Annotated in this window: 19 protein-coding genes; 10 read left to right on the forward strand and 9 right to left on the reverse strand. The window is 74.1% G+C overall.

Features of this window, described 5'->3' with window-relative positions:
• Positions 1 to 13: 13 nt before the first annotated feature.
• Positions 14 to 1,003 carry a glycosyltransferase family 9 protein gene (locus tag BIU98_RS10000; RefSeq protein WP_071275469.1) on the reverse strand — a complete coding sequence of 330 codons (990 nt, stop codon included), beginning with the start codon at positions 1,001 to 1,003 and terminating at the stop codon, positions 14 to 16.
• Positions 1,004 to 1,101: 98 nt separating this feature from the next.
• Between BIU98_RS10000 and BIU98_RS10005 the strand changes: the two genes are divergently transcribed.
• The 7 genes from BIU98_RS10005 (at position 1,102) to BIU98_RS10035 (ending at position 7,927) form a co-directional block, all read left to right on the forward strand.
• Complete coding sequence (locus tag BIU98_RS10005) at positions 1,102 to 1,653, forward strand: HAD-IIIA family hydrolase (RefSeq protein WP_071275471.1); 552 nt, start codon at positions 1,102 to 1,104, stop codon at positions 1,651 to 1,653.
• A gap of 23 nt (positions 1,654 to 1,676) precedes the next feature.
• On the forward strand, positions 1,677 to 2,795 hold the full coding sequence (locus BIU98_RS10010; protein ID WP_071275473.1) for a glycosyltransferase family 9 protein: 1,119 nt from the start codon (positions 1,677 to 1,679) through the stop codon (positions 2,793 to 2,795).
• 72 nt (positions 2,796 to 2,867) lie between these two features.
• A complete protein-coding gene (locus tag BIU98_RS10015; protein ID WP_071275475.1) occupies positions 2,868 to 3,863 on the forward strand; it encodes a glycosyltransferase in 996 nt (331 codons plus the stop codon).
• The gene (locus BIU98_RS10020) at positions 3,860 to 5,167 is read left to right on the forward strand and encodes a glycosyltransferase (RefSeq protein WP_071275477.1); all 1,308 of its coding nucleotides are present in this window, start codon (positions 3,860 to 3,862) and stop codon (positions 5,165 to 5,167) included. The genes BIU98_RS10015 and BIU98_RS10020 overlap by 4 nt, the downstream gene beginning before the upstream one ends.
• Positions 5,164 to 5,787: an SIS domain-containing protein gene (locus BIU98_RS10025; protein WP_071275479.1), complete on the forward strand. Its 624-nt coding sequence runs from the start codon at positions 5,164 to 5,166 to the stop codon at positions 5,785 to 5,787. Before BIU98_RS10020 ends, BIU98_RS10025 begins: the two co-directional genes overlap by 4 nt.
• The gene (locus BIU98_RS10030) at positions 5,784 to 7,169 is read left to right on the forward strand and encodes a PfkB family carbohydrate kinase (protein WP_071275481.1); all 1,386 of its coding nucleotides are present in this window, start codon (positions 5,784 to 5,786) and stop codon (positions 7,167 to 7,169) included. Before BIU98_RS10025 ends, BIU98_RS10030 begins: the two co-directional genes overlap by 4 nt.
• A 53-nt stretch (positions 7,170 to 7,222) precedes the next feature.
• Positions 7,223 to 7,927, forward strand: coding sequence for an SDR family oxidoreductase (locus BIU98_RS10035; RefSeq protein WP_071275483.1), 705 nt, complete (start codon positions 7,223 to 7,225; stop codon positions 7,925 to 7,927).
• Positions 7,928 to 8,106: 179 nt separating this feature from the next.
• Here the strand turns inward: BIU98_RS10035 and BIU98_RS10040 are convergent, their stop codons facing one another.
• Positions 8,107 to 9,210, reverse strand: coding sequence for a glycosyltransferase family 9 protein (locus BIU98_RS10040; RefSeq protein WP_071275486.1), 1,104 nt, complete (start codon positions 9,208 to 9,210; stop codon positions 8,107 to 8,109).
• Positions 9,211 to 9,466: 256 nt separating this feature from the next.
• Between BIU98_RS10040 and BIU98_RS10045 the strand changes: the two genes are divergently transcribed.
• Genes BIU98_RS10045 through BIU98_RS10055 form a run of 3 tightly spaced genes read left to right on the forward strand, consistent with a single transcriptional unit; the run spans position 9,467 to position 13,307 of the window.
• A complete protein-coding gene (locus tag BIU98_RS10045; RefSeq protein ID WP_083393153.1) occupies positions 9,467 to 10,954 on the forward strand; it encodes an aldehyde dehydrogenase in 1,488 nt (495 codons plus the stop codon).
• Positions 10,951 to 12,444 carry a D-glycero-beta-D-manno-heptose 1-phosphate adenylyltransferase gene (gene rfaE2 / locus BIU98_RS10050; protein ID WP_071275488.1) on the forward strand — a complete coding sequence of 498 codons (1,494 nt, stop codon included), beginning with the start codon at positions 10,951 to 10,953 and terminating at the stop codon, positions 12,442 to 12,444. Before BIU98_RS10045 ends, rfaE2 begins: the two co-directional genes overlap by 4 nt.
• On the forward strand, positions 12,441 to 13,307 hold the full coding sequence (locus BIU98_RS10055; RefSeq protein ID WP_071275490.1) for a glycosyltransferase family 2 protein: 867 nt from the start codon (positions 12,441 to 12,443) through the stop codon (positions 13,305 to 13,307). Before rfaE2 ends, BIU98_RS10055 begins: the two co-directional genes overlap by 4 nt.
• A 16-nt stretch (positions 13,308 to 13,323) precedes the next feature.
• Here the strand turns inward: BIU98_RS10055 and BIU98_RS10060 are convergent, their stop codons facing one another.
• The 7 genes from BIU98_RS10060 to BIU98_RS10090 are packed head-to-tail and all read right to left on the reverse strand — an operon-like array spanning position 13,324 to position 21,769.
• Complete coding sequence (locus tag BIU98_RS10060; protein WP_071275492.1) at positions 13,324 to 13,746, reverse strand: SIP domain-containing protein; 423 nt, start codon at positions 13,744 to 13,746, stop codon at positions 13,324 to 13,326.
• Between the two features lie 21 nt (positions 13,747 to 13,767).
• The gene (locus BIU98_RS10065; RefSeq protein ID WP_254787846.1) at positions 13,768 to 14,418 is read right to left on the reverse strand and encodes a TetR/AcrR family transcriptional regulator; all 651 of its coding nucleotides are present in this window, start codon (positions 14,416 to 14,418) and stop codon (positions 13,768 to 13,770) included.
• Positions 14,415 to 16,463, reverse strand: coding sequence for a CocE/NonD family hydrolase (locus BIU98_RS10070; RefSeq protein ID WP_071275496.1), 2,049 nt, complete (start codon positions 16,461 to 16,463; stop codon positions 14,415 to 14,417). Before BIU98_RS10070 ends, BIU98_RS10065 begins: the two co-directional genes overlap by 4 nt.
• A complete protein-coding gene (locus BIU98_RS10075) occupies positions 16,460 to 18,229 on the reverse strand; it encodes an ABC transporter ATP-binding protein (protein ID WP_071275498.1) in 1,770 nt (589 codons plus the stop codon). The genes BIU98_RS10070 and BIU98_RS10075 overlap by 4 nt, the downstream gene beginning before the upstream one ends.
• Positions 18,226 to 19,089, reverse strand: coding sequence for an ABC transporter permease (locus tag BIU98_RS10080; protein WP_071275500.1), 864 nt, complete (start codon positions 19,087 to 19,089; stop codon positions 18,226 to 18,228). The genes BIU98_RS10075 and BIU98_RS10080 overlap by 4 nt, the downstream gene beginning before the upstream one ends.
• Positions 19,086 to 20,156, reverse strand: a complete 1,071-nt coding sequence (locus tag BIU98_RS10085; protein WP_254787848.1) for an ABC transporter permease — start codon at positions 20,154 to 20,156, stop codon at positions 19,086 to 19,088. Before BIU98_RS10085 ends, BIU98_RS10080 begins: the two co-directional genes overlap by 4 nt.
• The gene (locus BIU98_RS10090; protein WP_071275502.1) at positions 20,153 to 21,769 is read right to left on the reverse strand and encodes an ABC transporter substrate-binding protein; all 1,617 of its coding nucleotides are present in this window, start codon (positions 21,767 to 21,769) and stop codon (positions 20,153 to 20,155) included. Before BIU98_RS10090 ends, BIU98_RS10085 begins: the two co-directional genes overlap by 4 nt.
• Positions 21,770 to 21,921: the final 152 nt, after the last annotated feature.

Here is a 21,921-nt window from a genome sequence, read left to right on the forward strand (position 1 = left end):
CCGCCCCTCGACGCTACCGGTCGGTCGTCGCCGTCGTCCGCAGGTCGGGCGCGACGCCGAGCTCGTCCACGGCACCGAGCACGTCGGCGGCGTGCACGGCGAGGATCGCGGGGTCGGGGTCCTCGGCGAAGACGTCACCACGGCGCACCGACGCGTCCGTGAGCACGATGTGCGGTCCCGTCGCCGGCGGCCCCCACGACTCGGGCGGGGCCGGGCCGAAGAGGACCACGGACGGGACGCCGTAGGCGGACGCCAGGTGCGCGGCGCCGGTGTCCACGGTGACGACGAGCCGCGCGGCGGCGACCACGGCGGCGAACGGCTGCAGGTCCAGAACGCCGGCCAGCACCGCCTCGGGTGCCAGGCCGACCGCGTCGGCGACGGCGGCCGCGCGCTCGACGTCCGCCGAGCCTCCCGTCAGGACGACGTGGAAGCCGCGCTCCTGGAGCCCGCGCACCACGTCGGCGAAGCGGTCGACGGGCCAGTGCCGCGCACCGTGGAAGGCGCCGACGTGCACGACGGCCGCGTCCTCGACGACGGCGGGCTCGGCCGGACGCGCGATGGCGACGTCGTCGGCGTCGGCGTCGTACCCGTGCGCGGTGAGCAGTCCGGCCCACCGCTCCCGCTCGTTGACCGGACCCGTCTCCCATGCCGGACCCTCGGCACCGCCGTGGGCGATGACGAGCCGGGCACCGAGCGCGTCGACGAGGTCCTGCGACTCCGGGCCGGCGCCGTGCAGGTTGACGGCGACGTCGGTGACCCCGGCAGGGACGCCGATCGGGTGGTCGAAGCCCTGCTGCGCGAGGTGCACGTCGACGTCCGGGATGAGTTCGACGACGGGTGCGAGCCAGGCGGTGGTGGCGAGGCTGATGCGGTGGTCGGGGAAGGCCCGGCGGATGGCGTGCAGCGCGGGGACCGCCACCAGGAGGTCGCCGAGTTTGATCGCGCGGAGCACGACGAGCTCGGGGCGGCCGTCGGACGGGGGCAGGGCTTCGAGGGCGGTCACGCGGTCGACGCTAGCGGCACGGCGGCAGCCACGCCCGGGACGCGCGGTCAGCGGCCTTCCTGCCGCCGGCGTCCGACGTCCTTGGTAGAACTCAGGGCATGGCTCTCTCCGTGGACCGTGTCGTGCGCGGTCTCCTCTTCGACCGCGACGACACCCTGGTCATCGACGTCCCCTACAACGCCGACCCGCACAAGGTGGTGCCCGTCCCCGGTGCGCACCGGGCGGTCGAGCGTGCCCGCGCCGCCGGGCTGCCGGTGGGGGTCGTCACGAACCAGTCGGTCATCGCCCGGGGCGGGGCCACCCGGGAGCAGGTGGACGCCACGAACGCCCGCGTGGACGAGCTCGTCGGGCCCTTCGACGTCTGGTGCGTCTGCCCGCACGGCTCCGCCGACGACTGCGTCTGCCGCAAGCCCCGACCCGGCCTGGTGCTCGAGGCCGCCGAGCGGCTCGGGGTGCCGGCGTCGGAGCTCGTCGTGATCGGCGACATCGGCGCGGACGTCGGTGCGGCTGCGGCTGCCGGTGCGCAGTCGATCCTGGTGCCGACTCCCAGGACCCGGCAGGAGGAGGTCGACGCGGCCCCCACCGTCGCGGACACCATCGAGGACGCCGTCGCGATGGCGCTCGCCCGCGCGGCTTCGGCCAGCACGTGAACCCGCGTGGCAGCGGCGCGCGCGTGAGCGACGAGGACCACCGCACCGGCCCCCGGGTGCTCGTCGCCCGGCTCGACTCGTTCGGGGACGTCCTGGTCACCGGTCCCGCCGTCCGCGCCGTCGCCGTCGGCGCGTCCCACGTCACGATGCTCTGCGGTCCGCAGGGCGCCCCGGCCGCCGACCTGCTGCCCGGCATCGACCGGGTCCGGGTCTGGGCGGCGCCGTGGGTGACGGAGACCGCCCGGCCGCTCGATGACGCCGTGCTCGCCGAGTTCCGCGCGATCGTCGCCGAGGAACGGATCGACGAGGCCGTCGTGCTCACCTCGTTCCACCAGTCGCCGCTCCCCCTGGCGATGCTGCTGCGCCTGGCCGGCGTCGCGCGCGTCTCCGGAGCGTCCGTCGACCACCCCGGCTCGCTGCTCGACGTCCGGCTCCGCCCCGGCGAGGACCTGCCCGAGGACGTGCCGGAACCCGAGCGCGCGCTCCGCATCGCCGAGGCGGCCGGGTTCGCGCTGCCGTCGGACGACGCCGGGAGGCTCGTGGTGCGTCACGACGCCGTCGCACCTGCCGAGGTGGCCGCGCTGGAGCGCTACGTGGTCGTCCACCCCGGCGCCAGCGTCGAGGCGCGGTCGTGGCCGCCGGAGGCCCACCGCGCGCTCGTGGCCGCGTACCGCGACCTCGGCGTGCCGGTCGTCGTCACCGGCTCCCCCGGGGAGCGCGAGCTGACGGCGTTCGTGGCCGGTCCCGACGGTGCCGCGGACCAGGCCACCCCCGTGCTCGACCTGGGCGGGCGGACCAGCCCGGCCGAGCTCGCAGCGGTGCTGGCGGGGGCCGAGGTCGTCGTCGTCGGCAACACCGGACCCGCCCACCTGGCCGCAGCGGTGGGCGCCAGGATCGTCAGCCTGTTCTCGCCGGTCGTGCCCGCCGTGAAGTGGGCGCCGTACGCCGAGCACGTCGAACTGCTCGGCGACCAGGACGCCCCCTGCCGCCTCAGCCGGGCCCGCGAGTGTCCCGTCCCGGGGCACCCGTGCCTGACCTCGGTGACCCCCGACGACGTCCTCCGAGCCCACGAGCGGCTCACCGGTTGCGCTCTGCGGACGAACCAGAGCACCCTGCGAACTGCTGCAGCCGACAAGCAGTAGCGTGCGGCACTGCTCCTCCTTCTCCTGCTCCTCCGGTCGACGGTCCACCCGCTCGACGAACGAAAGGCCTGCATGCGCATCCTCCTGTGGCACGTGCACGGCGGCTGGATGGACGCCTTCGTCCGCGGGCCGCACGAGTACCTCGTCCCGACCACCGCGGCCAGGGACGGCTGGGGCCTGGGAGCGGGCGGCCGGGAGTGGCCGAACGTCGTCGAGATCGCCCCGGAGGACGTCGCCGAGGCCGAGGTCGACCTGGTCGTGCTGCAGCGCACCGAGGAGGCAGCCGTCGCCGCGGAGCTGCTCGGCGGCCGCGACGTCCCCACGGTCTTCGTCGAGCACAACGCCCCGCGGGTGGACGTCCCGAACTCCGTGCACCCCCTCAAGGACCGCGACGACCTGACGATCGCGCACGTCACGCACTGGAACGCCCTGATGTGGGACTGCGGCACCACGAGGACCACCGTCGTCGAGCACGGCGTCGTCGACCCCGGGCCGCTGTACACGGGCACCCTCGAGCGCTTCGGCGCCGTCATCAACGAACCCGTCCGCCGCAACCGCGTCGTCGGCACGGACCTGCTCCCCCGGTTCGCCGAGGTCGCCCCCGTCGACGTGTTCGGCATGGGGACGGACAAGCTCGCCGACCTGGGGCTCGGCGACCGCCTGGTCGGGCTCGGCGACGTCAAGCCCGACCCGATGCACGCCGCCCTCGCGGAACGCCGCGCCTACCTGCACCCGAACCGCTGGACCTCGCTCGGCCTCTCCCTCATCGAGGCGATGCACATGGCCATGCCGGTGCTCGTCCTCGCGACGACCGACGCGTCGCGCACCGTGCCAGCGGAGGCCGGCGCGATCGCGACCGACGTGACGGAGCTGACCCGGGCCTCCCGGCTGCTCCTCGACGACCCGGACGAAGCGCGCCGACGCGGTGCCGTCGCCCGGGAGGCCGCGCTCACGCGGCACTCGCTCGCCCGGTTCCTCGGCGACTGGGACGAGCTCCTCGACGACGCCGTGACGCGCCACCGGCGCACGCGGGGCCAGAGCCCCGCCCTCGAAGGGAGCACCCGATGAAGATCGCGATGGTCTCCGAACACGCCAGCCCGCTCGCGGTGCTGGGCGGTGTCGACGCCGGCGGGCAGAACGTGCACGTCGCCGCCCTGTCCGGTGCCCTGGCCGACCGCGGCCACGAGGTCACGGTCTACACGCGTCGCGACGACCCCGAGCTCGCCGCCCGGGTGATGCTGCGTCCCGGAGTCGAGGTCGTGCACGTCGACGCCGGCCCCGCCCGCGCCGTGCCGAAGGACGACCTGTACCCGTACATGGCGACGTTCGCGCAGGTGCTGGCCGCCGAGTGGTTCCTCGACCGCCCCGACGTGGTCCACGGCCACTTCTGGATGTCCGGCCACGCCGCGCTCGAGGCCGTCACGCAGGTGCAGACGCGCACCGGTGGCACCAGGATCCCGATCGTGCAGACCTTCCACGCGCTCGGTGTCGTGAAGCGGCGCCACCAGGGCTCGGCGGACACCAGCCCGGCCGAGCGCGAGTGGCTCGAGCCCGCCGTCGGCCGCGGCGTCGACCAGGTCGTCGCGACCTGCTCCGACGAGGCCTTCGAGCTCAAGGCCCTCGGCGTCCCCCTGCAGGCGATCTCGGTCGTGCCGTGCGGGGTCGACGTCGACCGCTTCCGCCCGGACGGCCCCGTGGAGCAACGCGGACGGACCGAACGGGTGCTCACCGCGTCGCGCCTGGTGCGCCGCAAGGGCGTCGGCACGACGATCGCCGCGCTGGCTGCGCTCGTGGCGGCTGGTCGGGACGTCGAACTCGTCATCGTGGGCGGCGCCGGCACGGCTGGGGCCGACCTCGCCGACGACCCGGAGTACCAGCGCCTCGACGCCCTCGCCCGCTCGCTCGGCGTGCGGGACCACGTGTCCTTCCGCGGCCAGCTCGGCCAGGACGCCATGCCCTCGGTCTACCGGAGCGCCGACGTCGTCGTCTGCGCCCCCTGGTACGAGCCGTTCGGCATCGTGCCGCTCGAGGCGATGGCGTGCGGCCGCCCCGTCGTGGCGTCCCAGGTCGGCGGCCTCATCGACACCGTCGTCGAGGACGCGACCGGGCTGCACGTCCCGCCGCGGGACGAGGCCGCCGTCGCGGCGGCCGTGACGGCGCTGCTCGACGACCCCGAGCGCCGCGAGGCCTACGGCGCAGCAGGACGCGAGCGGGTCGAGTCCCGCTACGCGTGGACCCGGGTCGCCGCGGACACCGAGCGGGTGTACGAGCGACTCATCAGCGGAGGGGCCACCACGGCGCCGCGGACACGGACGACCACGACGTCGCGCGCCACCCGCGCCGTGCGTGCGACGGAGAGGACGGCACGATGACCATCGAACAGACCGGGATCGGCGCGACCGAACAGATGAGCGACAGCGCCAGGGCGGTGCTCGACCACGTCACGGCGTCGGTGCCCGTCATCGCCTCGCTCGTCGACCACCACGACCACATCGCGGCCTGGGCGGACGACATCGCGTCGCGGCTCGTCGCCGGACGTCGGCTCCTCGCCGCCGGCAACGGCGGTTCGGCTGCCGAGGCCCAGCACCTCACCTCCGAGCTGACCGGCCGCTTCGACGGCGACCGGCCCGCGTACTCGGCGATCTCCCTGCACGCCGAGACCTCCGCGGTAACGGCCATCGGCAACGACTACGGCTTCGAGGAGGTGTTCGCCCGGCAGGTCCGCGCGCACGCCAGGACCGGGGACGTCGTCGTGCTTCTCAGCACCAGCGGCAAGAGCCCGAACCTGCTCGCCGCCGCCGCTGCCGCACGGGCCGTCGGTGCCCGGGCGATCGCCCTGACCGGCGCCCGCCCGAACCCCCTCGCCGACGCCGTCGACGACGCCATCTGCATCGAGGGCCCGTCCGCGAACGTGCAGGAGGCCCAGCTGGTCCTCGTGCACGCGCTGTGCCGTGCGATGGAACCCGCGCTCCGGCACGGGGTGCGCCGATGAGCGCCCGGCTCCGCATCGCCGTCGTCGGCGACACGCTGCTCGACGTGGACGTCTCGGGCACCAGCGAACGCCTCAGCCCGGACGCCCCCGTCCCGGTCGTGGACGTCCGCACCGACGACCGTCGCGCCGGTGGTGCCGGACTCGTCGCGACGATGCTCGCCAAGGACGGCCACGACGTCACGCTCGTCACCGTGCTCGGGGACGACACCCGTGCGACCGAGATCCGCGACCTGCTCCCCGGTGTCCGCATCGTCGCCGGTCCCTCCGGTGTCGTCACGCCGGTGAAGACCCGCGTGCGCGTCGGCGACCACGCCCTCGTCCGGATCGACGAGGGCTGCGACACGCCCCCGGTGCCGTCCGCGACGGCCGAGATGACCGCGGCGCTCGACGACGTCGACGCCGTCATCGTGGCCGACTACGGGCGCGGGGTCGCCGCGGCACCCGCCGTCCGCGAGGCCATCGCCCGTGCCACCGAGCACACCCCGGTGGTGTGGGACCCGCACCCCAAGGGCGCCGTCCCCGTGGCGGGCATCACCGTCGCCACGCCCAACGCCTCCGAGGCCCGGCGCTTCACCGAGCTCGGCGGCGAGGGCGTGCCCTTCGCGACCGACGCGGCCGCAGCCCTGGTCGACGCCTGGGACGTCCGCGCCGTCGCCGTCACGCTCGGCGACCGCGGTGCGCTCGTCGGCCGCCGCACCGCCCGCGGCCTCGACTCCCGCTTCCTGCCGGCGCCCTCCGTCACCGCCGGTGACCCCTGCGGTGCCGGTGACCGGCTCGCCGCCGGTGTCGCCGTCGCGCTGGCCGGCGGGTCCGACGTCCCGGACGCCGTCGCGGCCGGGGTCGCCGACGCCTCCGCGTACCTCGCCGCCGGCGGGGTCACCTCGCTCCTCGCCGACGCGCCCGCGCCGGTCGAGGTCCCCGGCGTCGACCGGGACGCCCTGCGGCTCGTGCACCGCGTGCGGAGCGGCGGCGGGACCGTCGTCGCGACCGGCGGCTGCTTCGACCTGCTGCACGCGGGACACGCCAGGACGCTGTCGGCAGCGCGGGCGCTCGGCGACTGCCTGGTCGTGTGCCTCAACTCGGACAGCTCGGTGCGCCAGCTCAAGGGGCCCGAGCGGCCGTTCATGACGCAGGACGACCGCGTCGAGCTGCTGCTCGCGCTGGACTGCGTCGACGCCGTCGTGGTGTTCGACGAGACGACGCCCGACGAGGCGCTCCGCCGCTTCCGCCCCGACGTGTGGGCGAAGGGCGGCGACTACACCGCGGACGAACTGCCCGAGGCCGTCACGCTCGCCGAGTGGGGCGGGCGCGTCGTCACCGTGCCGTTCCACCCGGGCCGCTCCACCACCCGGCTCGCCGCCGCGATCGAACGCGTCAGCTGAACCGCTCCCTGCTCGTCCCTCCCCACACCAGCACCACAACGCAAAGGACATCCATGCCCGTCCCCACCACCCCCATCGGCCGCGTCCTCGTCACCGGCGGCGCATCCGGACTCGGCGCAGCCGTCGTGGCCGCCGTCACCGAGGCCGGCGGCACCCCGATCGTCCTCGACCTGCGCATCGACGCCGTCCCCGAGGGCGTCGACGCCGTCGCCGTGGACGTCTCGGACACCGACGCCGTCGAGCAGGCCGTGCGCGAGGCCGTCGAGCGTCACGGTGGCCTGGACGCCGTGGTCACCGCCGCCGGCATCGACACCCCTGCCCCGATCGACGCGATCTCGTCCGGCAACTGGGAGAAGATCGTCGGCGTCAACCTCATCGGCACCGCGTCGACGGTGCGCGCCGCACTCCCCGCACTCGAGGCGACGCACGGCCGCATCGTGACGATCTCCTCGTCGCTCGCCCTGCGCGGCGTCGGTCACGGCACCGCGTACTCGGCGTCGAAGTTCGGCGTCCGCGGGTTCTCGCAGGCCCTGGCCGCCGAGACGGCCGGGCGCGTCGGCGTCACGAACGTGATCCCCGCCGGCATGCGCACGAACTTCTTCGCCGACCGGACCGAGCAGTACAAGCCGGGCCCCGACGCGCAGCTCATCGAGCCCGAGTACGTCGCGAACTCGATCATCTTCGCGCTCTCGCAGCCGGCCGGCTGCGAGATCCGCGAGCTGTCGATCATGCCGGCCACGGAGCCCAGCTGGCCGTGACGCGCTGACGCGGACGGGAGGCTCGGTGCCAGCTGGCACCGGGCCTCCCGTCTGTCTCGGTGCGGGTCCGCACGCGCACGGTGCGCGGTCTGTCGGCTGGTGCGAGGTTGCCCACCCGGTGCGAGCCCGTGGCACCGCACGGAGTGGGCAACCTCGCACCGGGGTCGTCCGGCGCAGCGCTACCGGCGCGGCGCCGTGCGCAGCAGGTCCTCGACGTCGGCGAGCACCTGCTCCGGCGTGACGTGGTCGACGTAGGACGGGTCGTGCTCGCAGCGCTCGGCGGTCCAGCCGACCTGCGTGACGTCGATCCCGCACACGGGGCAGCGGGTGACGAAGGACATCAGGACGCGGTGCCGACCGCGGTCGAGCGGTCCGGCGTTGATGACGTTGCCGAACCAGAACACGCCGACCGTGCGGGTGCCGACGGCCAGGGCGAGGTGGCGCGGCCCGGAGTCGTCGCCGACCATGACGTCCGCGGCGCCGAGCACCGCGGGCAGCTCGCGCAGCGGGAGCGACCCGACGACGTCGTGCAGCCGCTCAGTCGAGCCGAGGGCGTCCTGCACGGCCGCGGTGATCCGGTCGGTCGCCGGACGGTCGGAGTCGTCGCCGACCACCACCACGTCGTCGCCGGCGCGGAGGCGGGCGATGGCCACGGCGGCGAAGTGCTCCGGGCTCCAGCGTCGGCGCGGGTCCGTGGCGCCCGGGTGCATCGCGACGAGGTGCCGCGTGACGCCGAAGCGGGCCCGCACGGCGGCGCGTTCGTCGTCGGTGACGGCGAGCCGGGGGTCGAGCGTGACGGGCTCCGCACCGGCGAGGGCGGCGACCTCGAGCCCGCGCAGGACCTCGTGCTGGTAGTAGACGTAGCGGACCCAGCGCTCCAGGACCTCGGCGTCCTCGGTGGCGGTCCCCACGGTGTGGCGGGCACCGAGGCGGAGCAGGAAGGGGTTCGAGTTGCGCCCGCCGCCGTGCAGCTGCACCGCGAGGTCGAACCGGCCGTGCAGGCGCTCGAAGAAGTCCTCCGCCGTCGGGGCGCCGTCGCCGGCGTCACGGACACCGGGCACGACGGGGAGTTCCTCGACCGCGTCCACGGCGTCGCTCCGGCCGTCGAGCAGGGCCGCCGCCGCGGGCGTGCCGAGCAGGGTCAGTCGGGCGTCGGGGTAGGCGGCAGCGAGTGCCTCGATCGCGGGCATCGCGAACATCAGGTCGCCGAGGCCACCGCCCCGCAGGACCGCGACCTCGCGGACCCCCTCGAACCGTTCGCCGCCCTCGCCGATGCGCACCACGTCCGCTGTCTCCTGTCGTCATGCCGACCAGGACGGTCAGCGTCGTGCCGGTCGAGATCGACCGACGTACGTCGTCCTGTCTACCGAGCATCGCTGGCAGGTGTGCTGCCTGACCGCGGAGCGCAGTGCCGCGACCACGTCCAGAGAAGAAGGAGCAGTGTCGTACTCCTCATGACCATCGGCCCGGGACACCGGCACCGATCCACGAGCACCGCCCCATCAGCACTGACCCATCAGCACCACCGGAAGGACGCGCATGACGCTCGAAGCCCCCACCGCCACGGACGAGGTCGTCGTCCTGGACCCCGTGACCGGCGACGTCGCCTCGACCACCCCGGTCGCAAGCCCCGACGCCGTGCACGACGCGGTGGCCCGGGCACGAGCGGCGTTCCCGGGCTGGGCCCGCACCGCCCCGGCCGAGCGCGGCTCGGCGCTGCGCGCGGCCGCCGAGCACCTCCGGGCGCACGCCGACGAGCTCGCCGAGCTGAACACCCGCGAGACCGGCAAGGTCCCCGGCGACGCGGCCGGCGGCGTCGAGGCCGGCATCGGCACGCTGCTGCAGTACGCCGAGCTCGGCCCGCTGCACCGCGGTGAGTCCCTCCGCGGCCAGCACGGCGCCGCGGACTGGACCGTGCCGCACCCCCGCGGCGTCGTCCTGGCACTCACGCCGTGGAACGACCCGGTCGCCGTGGCGCTCGGCATCATCGGCGCCGCCGTCGTCACCGGCAACACCGTGGTGCACAAGGGCAGCGAGCGGTGCCCCGCGACCTTCGCGCGGCTCAACGAGCTGCTCGCCGAGGCCCTGCCCGACGGCGTCTTCGTCGGGGTCGACGGTGACGCCTCCACCGGCGAAGCACTCCTCGCCGAGGACGGCATCGCCGTCTACGCGCACGTCGGCTCCACCGCGACCGGGGACCGGCTCAGCGAGGTCGCCGCCGGCACCCGCGCGCACGTCATCCGCGAGAACGGCGGCAACGACGCGCTCGTCGTCGACGCCGGCGTCGACCCCGTGTGGGCCGCCGGTCAAGCCGCGCTCGGGGCCTTCGCGAACACCGGCCAGATCTGCACGAGCGTGGAGCGCGTCTACGTGCACCGCGACGTCGCCGACGCCTTCGTCGAGGCCCTCGTCGCCGAGGCCGAGGCGAAGACAACCGCCCCTGCCGCCCAGTACGGCCCGCTCGTGGACGACCGCCTCCGTGCCCTCGTGCAGCAGCACGTGGACGACGCGGTCGCCAAGGGCGCCGAGATCCGCACCGGCGGCGCCGTGCCGGACGGCGCCGGGACCTTCTACCCCGCGACCGTGCTCACCGGCTGCACGGACGACGCGCTCGTGCTGACCGAGGAGACCTTCGGACCGATCGCCCCCGTCCGCGTGGTCGACTCCTTCGAGGAGGGCCTCGAGCTCGCCGCGGCCGACCGGTACGGCCTGGCCGCCTCGGTCCTGACGAACGACACCGCGCACGCGCTGCTCGCCGCCGCGACGCTCCCCGTGGGCACGGTCAAGGTGAACGCCGTGTTCGGTGGCGCTCCCGGTGGCAGCGCCGAGCCCCGCGGCGCCTCGGGCTCCGGGTTCGGGTACGGCCCGCACCTGCTCGACGAGATGACGACGACCACGGTCGTGCACCTCGAAGCGGCCCCCACCGCACCCGCTGCACCCGCGGCCCCGGCCGCACCGGCCGCAGCCGCAGCGTCGTCCGCGTCCGACGAGGGCGTCACCGCACCCGCCGAGGGCTTCGACCGATGACCGCCGACGTCCGCCTGGTGCGCGACCTGATCGGACGCATCGACGACCACGAGCCGCTCGTCGTCGTGATCGGCGACTGCATCTTGGACCGCTGGACGATCGGCGAGGCCGAACGCGTCTCCCGCGAGGCCCCGGCCCCCGTCGTCCGCGTCACCGAGACCATCGCGGTCCCCGGTGGCGCCGCGAACACCGCCGTGAACGCCCGCGCCCTCGGAGCCCGCGTCCGCATGGTCGGGCTGCTCGGGGACGACGAGGCCGGCGCGGTCCTCCGCCAGCGCCTCGACGCCGCCGGGGTGGACACGTCGTACATGGTGACGATCCCGGGCGCGACGACCACGTCGAAGTCGCGGATCGTCGGTGGCGACCGGGTGGTCGTCCGCGTGGACGAGCTCGCCGCGATGCCGACCGACGGCCACACCGAACAGCTCGCCGCCGCCGTCGCCCGCGCGATCCGTGCCGCCGACGCCGCGGTGGTCTGCGACTACGGCCTCGGGGTCACCCCGGAGAGCGTCCTGCCCGTGATCGACCGCGACCGCCCCGACGTGGTCGTGGTGGACGCCCACGACCTCGGCGGCTGGCGCGAGCTGCGTCCCGACCTCGTCACGCCGAACGCCGGTGAGGCCGCAGCGCTGCTCGGTCGGCCACTCGGCGACGGGGTCGAGCGCGCCGCGACCGTCGTGGCCGCGCGCGACGAGGTCTTCGCCGCCACCGGTGCCCGCGCCGTCGTCGTCACCCTCGACCGCAACGGCACCGTGCTCCTGGAGCCGGGCGAGGACACCGGGTTCCGCACCCGGGCGACCCCCGCCTCCGAGCAGCAGGCGTCCGGCGCCGGCGACACGTTCTGCGCCGCCGCCTCCGTCGCCCTGGCCGTCGGTGCCCCGGCCCGCGAGGCCGTCTCCTTCGCCCAGGCCGCCGCCGACGTCGTCGTCCGCGAGGCCGGCACGTCCACCTGCGACGCCGCCGCCCTGCTCCGCTCCGTCGAGGCCCCCGCGGAGACGGTCGTCGACCACGACGACCTCGCCGCCGCCGTCGCCGTCGCCCGCAGCGAGGGCCGACGGGTCGTCTTCACGAACGGCTGCTTCGACGTCGTGCACCGTGGCCACACCTCGTACCTCCGGCAGGCCAAGGAGCTCGGCGACCTGCTCGTCGTCGCGCTCAACGACGACGACTCCGTGCGCCGGCTCAAGGGCCCGGAGCGACCGATCAACACCGCCGAGGACCGCGCCGGCGTCCTCGCAGCACTCGCCTGCGTCGACCTGGTGACGGTCTTCGCGACGGACACCCCCATCCCGCTCATCGAGCGCGTCCAGCCCGACGTCTACGTCAAGGGCGGCGACTACTCCCCCGAGATGCTCCGCGAGACCGAGGTCGTGCGCAGCTACGGCGGCGAGGTCGTCATGGTCGACTACGTCCCCGAGCACTCCACCAGTGCCGTGGTCCGACGCATCCGTGAGACGTCGGGAGGGGCGACGGGAGGCGAGGCCGTGTGAGCACCGCCCGTTGGTCAGGCGCCTGGGCGCGCGACGGTCGACCCGACGACGCGCCGGACGTCGACGTCCTCATCCCCACCGTGGGGCGCACCGCGGAGCTGGCGACGACCCTCGCCGGGCTCGCCGCCCAGACGGACGCCTCGTTCCGCGTCGTCCTCAGCGACCAGTCGGAGACCAGCGACGTCGCGTCGCGTCCGGCGGTCGCCGCCATGGTGCGCGTCCTGGAGGCCCAGGGCCGGCCCGTCACGCTGCTCACCCACCCGGAACGGCGTGGCCTGGCCGAACACCGGCAGTTCCTGCTGGATCGTGCCTCCGCCCCGGCCGTGCTCTTCCTCGACGACGACGTGTGGCTCGAGCCCGGATCGGTGTCCCGGATGTTCGACGCCCTGCGGACGCTCGGCTGCGGCTTCGTCGGCAGCGCCGTGCAGGGGCTGTCCTACCTGGCCGACCGGCGGCCGCACGAGACGAGCCCGTTCGAGCCGTGGGACGGGCCGGTGGTGCCCGAGGTGATCCGGCGCGGTTCCCCCGGCTTCGAGCGGTGGTCGCTGCACAACGCCGCGAACCTCGCGCACGTCGCCGCGGACCTCGACGTCGAGCCCGGCGGGTGGGTGCCCTACCGCGTCGCCTGGGTCGGCGCCTGCGTGCTGTACGACCGCGCCGCGCTCGTCGAGGTCGGCGGCTTCGAGTTCTGGGACACGCTGCCCGTCGGACACGCCGGCGAGGACGTCGTCGCGCAGTGGCGGGTCATGGAGCGCTTCGGCGGCGCGGGCATCGTGCCGTCCGGGGCCGTGCACCTCGAGGCGCCGACGACCGTCACCGACCGCTCGGTGGACGCGCCGGACGTCGTGCTCAGACCGGCCTGACCGGTCGGACGAGCGCTCAGCCGCCGAACTCGACCTGGACGTCCTGGCCGGCGGCCGTGAGCTCGACCTGGACGGCTGCCCGGGTCTGATCGATCCAGGGGCTGTCCGAGCAGCCGATCCACACGGACGTCGTGGGTTCGGAGTCAGCCAGACACCACTCCGCCGTCCACGCGAGCACGGCGGCTGCCAGGGCCTCGCCGTGGTCCGCGAAGCAGAGCGACGGGACGTCCGAGGGACGCTCGCTGCGCACGAGCCACGACACCGTGACGTTCGGGGGCGCCGGCAGGATGCGGACCTGCTCCTCGAGCGCGACCTCGACGAAGACCTGGCCGTAGGCGGTCTCGGGCAGGTCCTCGAGCAGCCGGTGGATCTCCGGCAGGTCCTCGACCGCGCCGGCGATCAGGACGCGATCGCTGGGCTGCTGTCGCGAGGGGGCCATGTGCCAACGGTAGGCCCCGCCTCAGGTCAGGACAACCCCGAGTTGCTGGGAGAGGAACTCCCACATCCAGGTCAGTGCCACGGCGTCGGTCAGACCCGGGGCGTTCTGCGCGATCTGGGTCGCCACGCCGTCGCTGTACGCGGCGAGCTTGAGCGCCACGACCGACGGGTCGATGCCGTCCGGCGCCGTGAACGTGCCGTCGGCGACCCCGCGGCGGACGACCCGAACCAGGCAGGCCTCCCACACGCGGATGCGCTCGGCGTACTCCTCGGCGACCTCGGGCCGACGGGCGACGGCGGTCCAGTAGTCCGACCAGATGCGCCAGTGCTGCCGGACCTCCTCGCTGTCGTCGAAGAGCGGCTCGACGAGCATCCGCAGGGCCACGACCGCGTCGGGCTCGGCGTCGACCGCCTCCACGATCGCGCCGTAGAACCGCTCGGTCTCGAGCACGACGACTTCGTTGAGGATCTCTGCGACGCTCGCGAAGTGGTACGTCACGGTGCCGACCGAGACACCGGCCTCGGCCGCGATGTCGCGGAGCCCGGTGGCCCCGAGGCCCTGCCGGACGATGACCGCGCGCGCGGCACGGACGATCATCGCGCGGCGGACCTCCGGACGCTGCCGGACCCGGGGCGCTGGAGACCCCGAGGGCGTGGGCACCGTCGCGCTCACGCGGAGGTCCTCGGGACCTCGTCGTGGTGGGTGTGCTCGGCGACGAGCTGCTCCGGTGAGCCGTCGGCGCCGTCTCGCGCCCAGGCCCGGACGGTGTTGACGACCGTGAACACGTCGGCCGTGGCGGACACGCGCGACGTGGTCTCGAGCCGTGCGGCCCAGTCCGTGTGCGTCAGCCCGATCGCCCAGCGCGACTCGGCGACGGCGGAGGTGGGGTCGCCGCTGCGGATCCGGTAGGTCTCGCGGGCGTCCTCGTGGAACACCAGGCCGTCCGGGTACACCCGACCGCCGCCGTACCCGGGGTCGACGTCGAGCGTCCACGTCCCCGTCTCGACGTCGTGCGTGACGGTGCGCTGCGGCAGCGGCTCGGTCGGCTCGACGCGCGTGATCGCGAGCGGCGTCGACCGGGTCGGCTCCTCGAACTGGACGCCGTCGTCGGTCGAGCGTGTCCAGACCGGCAGCGTCACGGTGCTGGCGGCGGGGTCCACCGTGACGGTCGCCGCGGTGCCGTGCGGCCAGACCCAGGGCCAGTAGGCGGTGGAGACGGCGAGGCGCAGGCGGTGTCCGGCGACGAAGCGGTGCCCGGTCGACACGAGCCGCACGGGCAGGGTCGTCGACTCCCCGGGGACGAAGGGCACCGAGGAGTCCATGCCCTCCCGTCGCAGCCCGTTCAGCACGCCGCGGGTGACCAGGGTGGAGCTGCCGTCCGGGGCCACGTCGCACAGCCGCACGGTGACGGTCGCCCGGGGCTGGTCGCTCGTGACGACGAGGTCCACCAGGACGTTCCCGAGCAGGTCGAACGACGTCTCGACGGGCAGGTCGAAGCACACGGAGCGGCCGTCCTCGGCGCGCTGGTCCGGCGGCAGGTCGGTCTGGTTGCCGAACGGGAAGAACCGTCCGGCGTCCGCACCGGTCTCCTGCGGGGACGCGACGACGACGGGGCCGTCCCCGCCGCGCAGGGCGTCGAGCGCGAGGGTCCTCGGCGCCGTGGCGTCGTCCGGCCACGACGAGGCACCGACCCAACGCCCCGAGCGCACCGGGTAGTACGTGGCGGGCGGCTCGGGGTCGTTGATCCACGCACGGAGTGCCGGCTCGTCCTCGACACCGGTGTCGATGCCGCGCAGCCAGCGGTCCCACCAGCGCAGCGACTCCTGCAGGAACCCGATCGACGGCCCCGGAGCGAGTCCGCGGTCCGGGTACTGGTGCGACCACGGTCCGACGATGCCCTTGACCGGGGCGTCCACGTGCTCCACGAGGCGGAGCACGGCGTCCCGGTAGGGGTCCGCCCACCCGCCGACGGCGAGCACCGCGGCGCTGATGCCCGCGTAGTCCTCGGCGGCGCTGCCGTGGCGCCAGTAGTCGTCCCGCTCCTGGTGCGCGAGCCACACCGGCGTCATCGGCCGGTTCTGGGCCAGACGGGCACGCCACTGCTCCACCCACGACGGCCCGACGACCTCCGGGCGCGGGGGTCGCGCGTTGAACGCGAACATCGTCCCGCCCCACGCCGCCATGTCGATCCCGAGGACCGCACCGCCGACGTAGTGCACGTCGTTGTCGTAGCGGTCGTCGGTGGAACACACCGTGACGATGGCCTTGAGCGCCGCCGGCGCCCGGGCCGCCAGCTGCAGGGCGTTGAACCCGCCCCACGAGATGCCGAACATGCCGACGGCGCCGGTGGACCACTCCTGCTCGGCCAGCCAGGCAATCACGGCCTCGCCGTCGCGGAGTTCCTGCTCGCTGTACTCGTCGTCGAAGGTGCCGTCGGAGGACCCGGTGCCACGGATGTCGACCCGGACCGAGGCGTACCCGTGCTCGGCGTACCAGGGGTGCCGCTCCGAGTCCCGCGGTGCCGTCCAGTCGTCGAGCCGGTACGGCAGGTACTCGAGCAGCACGGGCACGGGGGCGTCCGGCCCGGCGGTGGCCGGCGCCCAGATCCTGGTGTGCAGGCGCACGCCGTCAGGCATCGGGATCCAGGTGTCGCGGACGGTCACCCCGTCGGGCAGGTCGACCGGCACCCCGATCCCTGTGAACGAGCCGTCGGTCATGCGTCCTCCCAGTTGCGGATCCGGTGCCCGTCGCCGTGGTCGGTCCACCCGTCAACGTGTCGCCAGTGCTGCACGCCGTCGTCGACGTCCGGCAGGTCGGTCACGCCGGGTTCGAGCGTCGCGGCGAGCAGCGTCCGCGTGTACGGGTGGTTCGGGCCGGTGAAGACCCGCTCGGTCGGCCCGATCTCGACGATCCGGCCGCCGGTCATCACGGCGACCCGGTCGGCGACGCCGCGGACCACGGCGAGGTCGTGGCTGATGAACAGGCAGCTCAACCCGTTCTCGCGCTGCAGGTCGGCGAGCAGCGACAGGATGCCGGCCTGCACCTGCACGTCGAGCGCGGTGGTGATCTCGTCGGCGATCACGAGCCGGGGTCCGGCGGCCAGCGCCCGGGCGATGCCGACGCGCTGCCGCTGCCCGCCGGAGAGCTGCGCGGGCAGCCGGGTCGCGAACTCCGGCCCGAGGCCGACCTGGGTCAGCAGGTCCGCCACCCGCGCGCGGGACGACGACCCGGTGAACAGCCGCAGCGGCCGGGCGATCGCGGCGCCGACGGTCCGCCGGGGGTTCAGGGAGGTGTCGGCGTTCTGGAACACGAGCTGCACGGCACGGCGGAGCTCCGGGGAGCGTCCGGCGACCGGCTGACGCAGGTCGCCCGTCGCGGTGTCGTCCGCGTACGTGAAGGTGCCGGACTCGGCGGGTACCAGACCCGCCATCGCCGTCGCGAGCGTCGACTTGCCGCTGCCGGACTCGCCGACCACGGCGAGCGTCTCGCGCGCCCCGATGTCGAAGGACACGCCGTCGACGGCGGCCGGCAGGCCACGTCCGTAGCGGACCACCAGGTCGCGCGCGGTCACGACCGGACGGCCTGGAGGCTCGGTGTGCGCAGCCGTGTCGGTGACCGTCCCGGGGACGGTCACCTCCTGGTCGTGGTGATCCGGGCCTCCCGTCCGGGTGCGGCCGTCGGGGACGGCTGCCAGCAGGGCGCGCGTGTACTCGTGCTGCGGGTCGGCGAAGAGCGCGGCGGTGTCCCGGTGCTCGACCACCTCGCCGTCCCGCATCACGGCGATCTCGTCGGCCATCGCGGACACGACGCCCAGGTCGTGGCTGACCAGGAGGACGGCCATGCCGAGCTCGCGGCCGAGGTCGGCGACCAGGTCGAGGACCGCCGCCTGCGTGACGACGTCGAGCGCGGTGGTCGGTTCGTCGAGGACGAGCACCCGGGGCCGCGCGGCGACGGCCATCGCGATCGCGACGCGCTGCTGCTGCCCGCCGGAGAGCTGGTGCGGGTAGCGGCGGACGATCGTGTCCGGGTCGGGCAGCCGGACCAGCCGGACCAGCTCGGCGACGCGCTCCGGGGAGTCGGGCTCGCCGTGGGCGTTGAGGGCCTCGCGGATCTGGGCGCCGACCCGCATGGACGGGGTCAGGGCCTGTCCCGCGTTCTGCGCGACCACCGACGCCGTGCCGCCGCGGAGGGCTCGCGTGGCCGACGGCGACAGCGCGAAGACGTCCTGGTCGGCGACGACGACCGAGCCGCGGACGATGCGCGACCCGGTGCGGAGGTGCGCGAGCAGCGTCCTGGCGACGGTGGACTTGCCGGAGCCGGACTCGCCGACCAGGCCGAGGGTACGGCCGGCCTGGATGGTGAACGAGACGCCGCGGACGACGGGGACCTCGGTGCGGCCGGCGGCGTAGGAGATCGCGAGGTCGTCGACGCGGACGGTGGCGGTGGCGGTCGCGGTGGTGGTGGCTGGTGTCTCGGTGGTCATGCCCTGGTCGCTCCCTGCGTGGCGCGGTCGACGCCGAGCGACTTGCTCAGTCCGTCGGCGGCGAGGTTCAGGCCGACCACGAGCGTCGCCAGCGCCACGATGGGCGCCAGCGTGCCGAGCGGCACGACGGTGAGTGCGGTGCGGTTCTCCTGCACCATGAGGCCCCAGTCGGGCGTCGGCGGGTTCGCCCCGAAGCCGAGGAAGGACAGCGACGCCACGAGCAGCACGATCCACGACGCCCGCATCGCGTACTCGACGAGCACGACGTCGAGGACGTTCGGCAGGATCTCGCGGAACACGATCGACAGCGGCTTCTCGCCCCGGGCCCTGGCCGCCGTGACGTAGTCCTGCGTGATCACGGTGCGGGCGGCGCCGCGGACGACCCGGGTGACGGCCGGGGCGTAGACGACCGTGACGGCGAGGACGATGACCCAGAGCCCGGCGTCGAAGACGGTCACGACGACGAGCAGCGCCAGGATCGACGGCACGCTGAGCAGGGCGTCGACGACGCGCATCACGACCTCGTCGAACCAGTTGTCGGCGTAGGCGGTGACCGCACCGAGGACGGTCCCGACGGCGACCGCGATCGTCGTGGCGAGGAACGTCACGAGCAGCGCGTACCGGCCGCCGTTCAGCGTGCGGGACAGGATGTCGCGGCCGTACTGGTCGGTGCCGAGCCAGTGCGTCCACTCGGGGCCGGCGAGCACGTTCGCGGAGTCCGTGGCGACGGGGTCGTGCACGCCGATGACGGGGGCGAGGACGGCGAGCACGAGGTGCAGGGCGATGAGCCCGAGCCCGACGGTGAGGGCGGTCGAGCTGCGGAGCGGCGCGACGACGGTGCCGAGGACGCTGGTGCTCATGCGGAGACCTTCCGTTCGGGTGCGACGGCGCCGCCCGGTGCGACAGCGCCGCCCGGTGCCGTCGGCGTCCCCGGGGTGCGGCGTCTCCGGGCCGGCGGGCGGACACGGGTCCGGCGCTGGCGGGTGCGGAGCCGCGGGTCGAGCGCGAGGGCCACCAGGTCGGCGGCGAGGTTGCACACGACGTAGACGACCGCGCTGAGGAGCGCGATGGCCTCGATCACGGGCAGGTCCCGGTTGAAGACCGACTCGAGCATGAGCTTGCCCATGCCCGGGTAGTTGAAGACGTTCTCCACGACGACCACGCCGCCGAGGAGCCACGCCACGTTGAGCGCGACGACGTTGAGCGTCGGGAGCAACGCACTCGGCACGGCGTGCTTCCACACCACCCGACGCATCGTCAGGCCCTTCAGCTCGGCGGTCGTGACGAACTCGGACGCCATCACGTCGATCGTCGACGAGCGGGCGGTGCGCAGGATGTACGCCGCCATCGCCATGGTCAGCACGATGATGGGCAGCCAGATCGTCGGCAGCAGCTCCCCCACCGTCGCGTCGCTGCCGCGGAGGACCACGGCCGGGAACAGCGGGATGCCGATCGCGAAGAGCAGCACGAGCACGGTCGCGACCATGAACTCGGGGACGCTCATCACGACCAGGCTGACGATCGAGATGACCCGGTCGGTCGGACGCCCACGACGGACACCGGCGACCACGCCGAGCGTGAGCGACAGGGTCACGCCGACGAGCATCGCGGGCACGGCGATGAGCATGCTGTTTCGGAACGCGGTGAACAGCGTCGGGGCGACGGGCTCCCCGCTGACGAGCGACGTGCCGAAGTCACCGTGCGCCGCGCCGACGAGCCACTGCCCGTACCGCAGCCACACGTTCTGGTCGAGCCCGAGCGTCTCGCGGAGCTGCTTGACGGCCGCGGGCGTGGCGTTCTGCCCGAGGAGCTGCTGCGCGACGTCGCCGGGCAGGGCCTGCACGGCGAGGAACACGAACAGGGACGCCAGGACCACCGTCAGCAGGGCGATCCCGACGCGCCGGAGCACAGGGAGGAGGACGTTCATCGGGCCAGTCCGATCTTCAGGTAGTCGAACTCGAAGCCGAACTCCGCGTAGTTGACGACGTCGCGGGACAGTCCGACCAGGCGGTCGCCGAACATCGGCGTCATGTCCGCGCCGTCCGCGACGACGAGCCGCTGGGCGTCCTGGTACAGCGTCAGCCGCTTGGCGTCGTCCATCTCGGCACGGGCGTCGTCGAGGAGCGCGTCGAACGCCGGGTTCGCCCAGGCGCTCTCGTTGTACGAGGACCCGGAGCGGAAGATCTGGTTGAGCAGCTGGTCGATCGGCCGCCCGGTGAAGAAGTAGCTCACCATGAGCGGCTTCTGCAGCCAGATCTGCGTGTAGTACGAGTCCGCGGACGCGTTCTTCACGGTCAGGTCGATGCCGGCCGCCTTGACCTGGTCGCGGTAGGCGACGGCGAGGGGCGTGAACACCGACTCGTAGCTCGACGTGTAGATCGACGCCTGGAACCGGTCGTGGCCGGCCCGCTTGAGCAGGCTCCTCGCCTTGTCCGGGTCGTGTTCGCGGGGTTCGTCGAGGAACGCGGCGAGCTGCGGCGGCACGGGGTTGTCCCACCCGGGCGAGCCGGTGCCCTGGACCGCCGTGTCGACGATCTTCCGCGGGTCGTAGGCGAGCTTCATGGCCTGGCGCACCAGCGGGTCGGAGAACTGCTCGCTCGTCGCGAGCATCGGCATCGTGTACCACTGCGCGTTCACGACCCGGGCGACGGTGGCTCGTTGGGACGCGGCGACGACCCGCGCCGTGGCGAAGTCGAGGTTCGTCTGCGAGATGAGGTCGATCTGGCCGGCGAGCAGCGCGTTCACCCGTGCGGTGGTGTCCTGGATCGAGAAGAAGTCGATGCCGTCGAGCGCGGGACGGCCGGCGAAGTGGTCGTCGAAGGCCTCGATGCTGCCGGTGCCGGCCGGCGCGAAGGACGACAGCTTGAACGGGCCCGTGCCGATGCCGGTCGTGCCGATGGTGTCGATCGCTCCGGCGGGGACGATGTAGCACTGGTACGCCGTCAGCAGCGAGGGGAACTCCGCGTTCGGCTTCGTCAGCTCGAACCGCAGCGTGTACGGGTCGACCGCCCGCATCGAGTCGGCGGTCATCACCTCGCCGAGCACCCCGGCCTGCGGTGAGGCGGTCTTCTCGTCGAGGATGTGCCTGATGCTGGCGATCGCGTCGTCCGCGGTGAACCGGGAGCCGTCGTGGAAGCGCACCCCGCGGCGGAGCGCGAACGTCCACTCGGTGCCGTCGGCGTTGCCGGACCACTCGCGCGCCAGGTCGGGGACGGTCTGCCCGGACTCGTCGAGCCGGACCAGGCGGTTGTAGAGGGCGCCGAGGTACTCGTAGGCGGAGAGCGAGCTCGCCGAGTCGAGGGTCTCGGCGGCGGACGCGGCGGGCCGGGCGATGCGCAGGCGACCACCGCGGCGGGCGACGCCGGTGGCGGCCTGCTCCGGGATGGTCACGGCGCCAGCACCGGTGCTGCACCCGGTGAGGGTGAGGAGACCGAGGCCGGCGAGCCCGGCGGCCCCGGTGAGGAGCGCGCGGCGGCTGGGACCACGGCCGTCTCGGGCGGCGCGCTGGTCGGGATGGTGCTGCTGGACGACGTGCTGCATTCGGGGTGACCCCTCCTGGTAATCGTTCCGGTGAACGATAGAGGGCTTCGTGCTCCCTGGCCAATCGCGTGACGCGTCCCAACGCGAAGATTCACGAACCCGTTACACGCCGACGGCGTCGAGGGGCCAGGATCGACAGGAGCAACGACGAG

Origin of the sequence: Curtobacterium sp. MMLR14_010 (genome assembly GCF_001865015.1) — a bacterium.
Taxonomy (GTDB): domain Bacteria; phylum Actinomycetota; class Actinomycetes; order Actinomycetales; family Microbacteriaceae; genus Curtobacterium.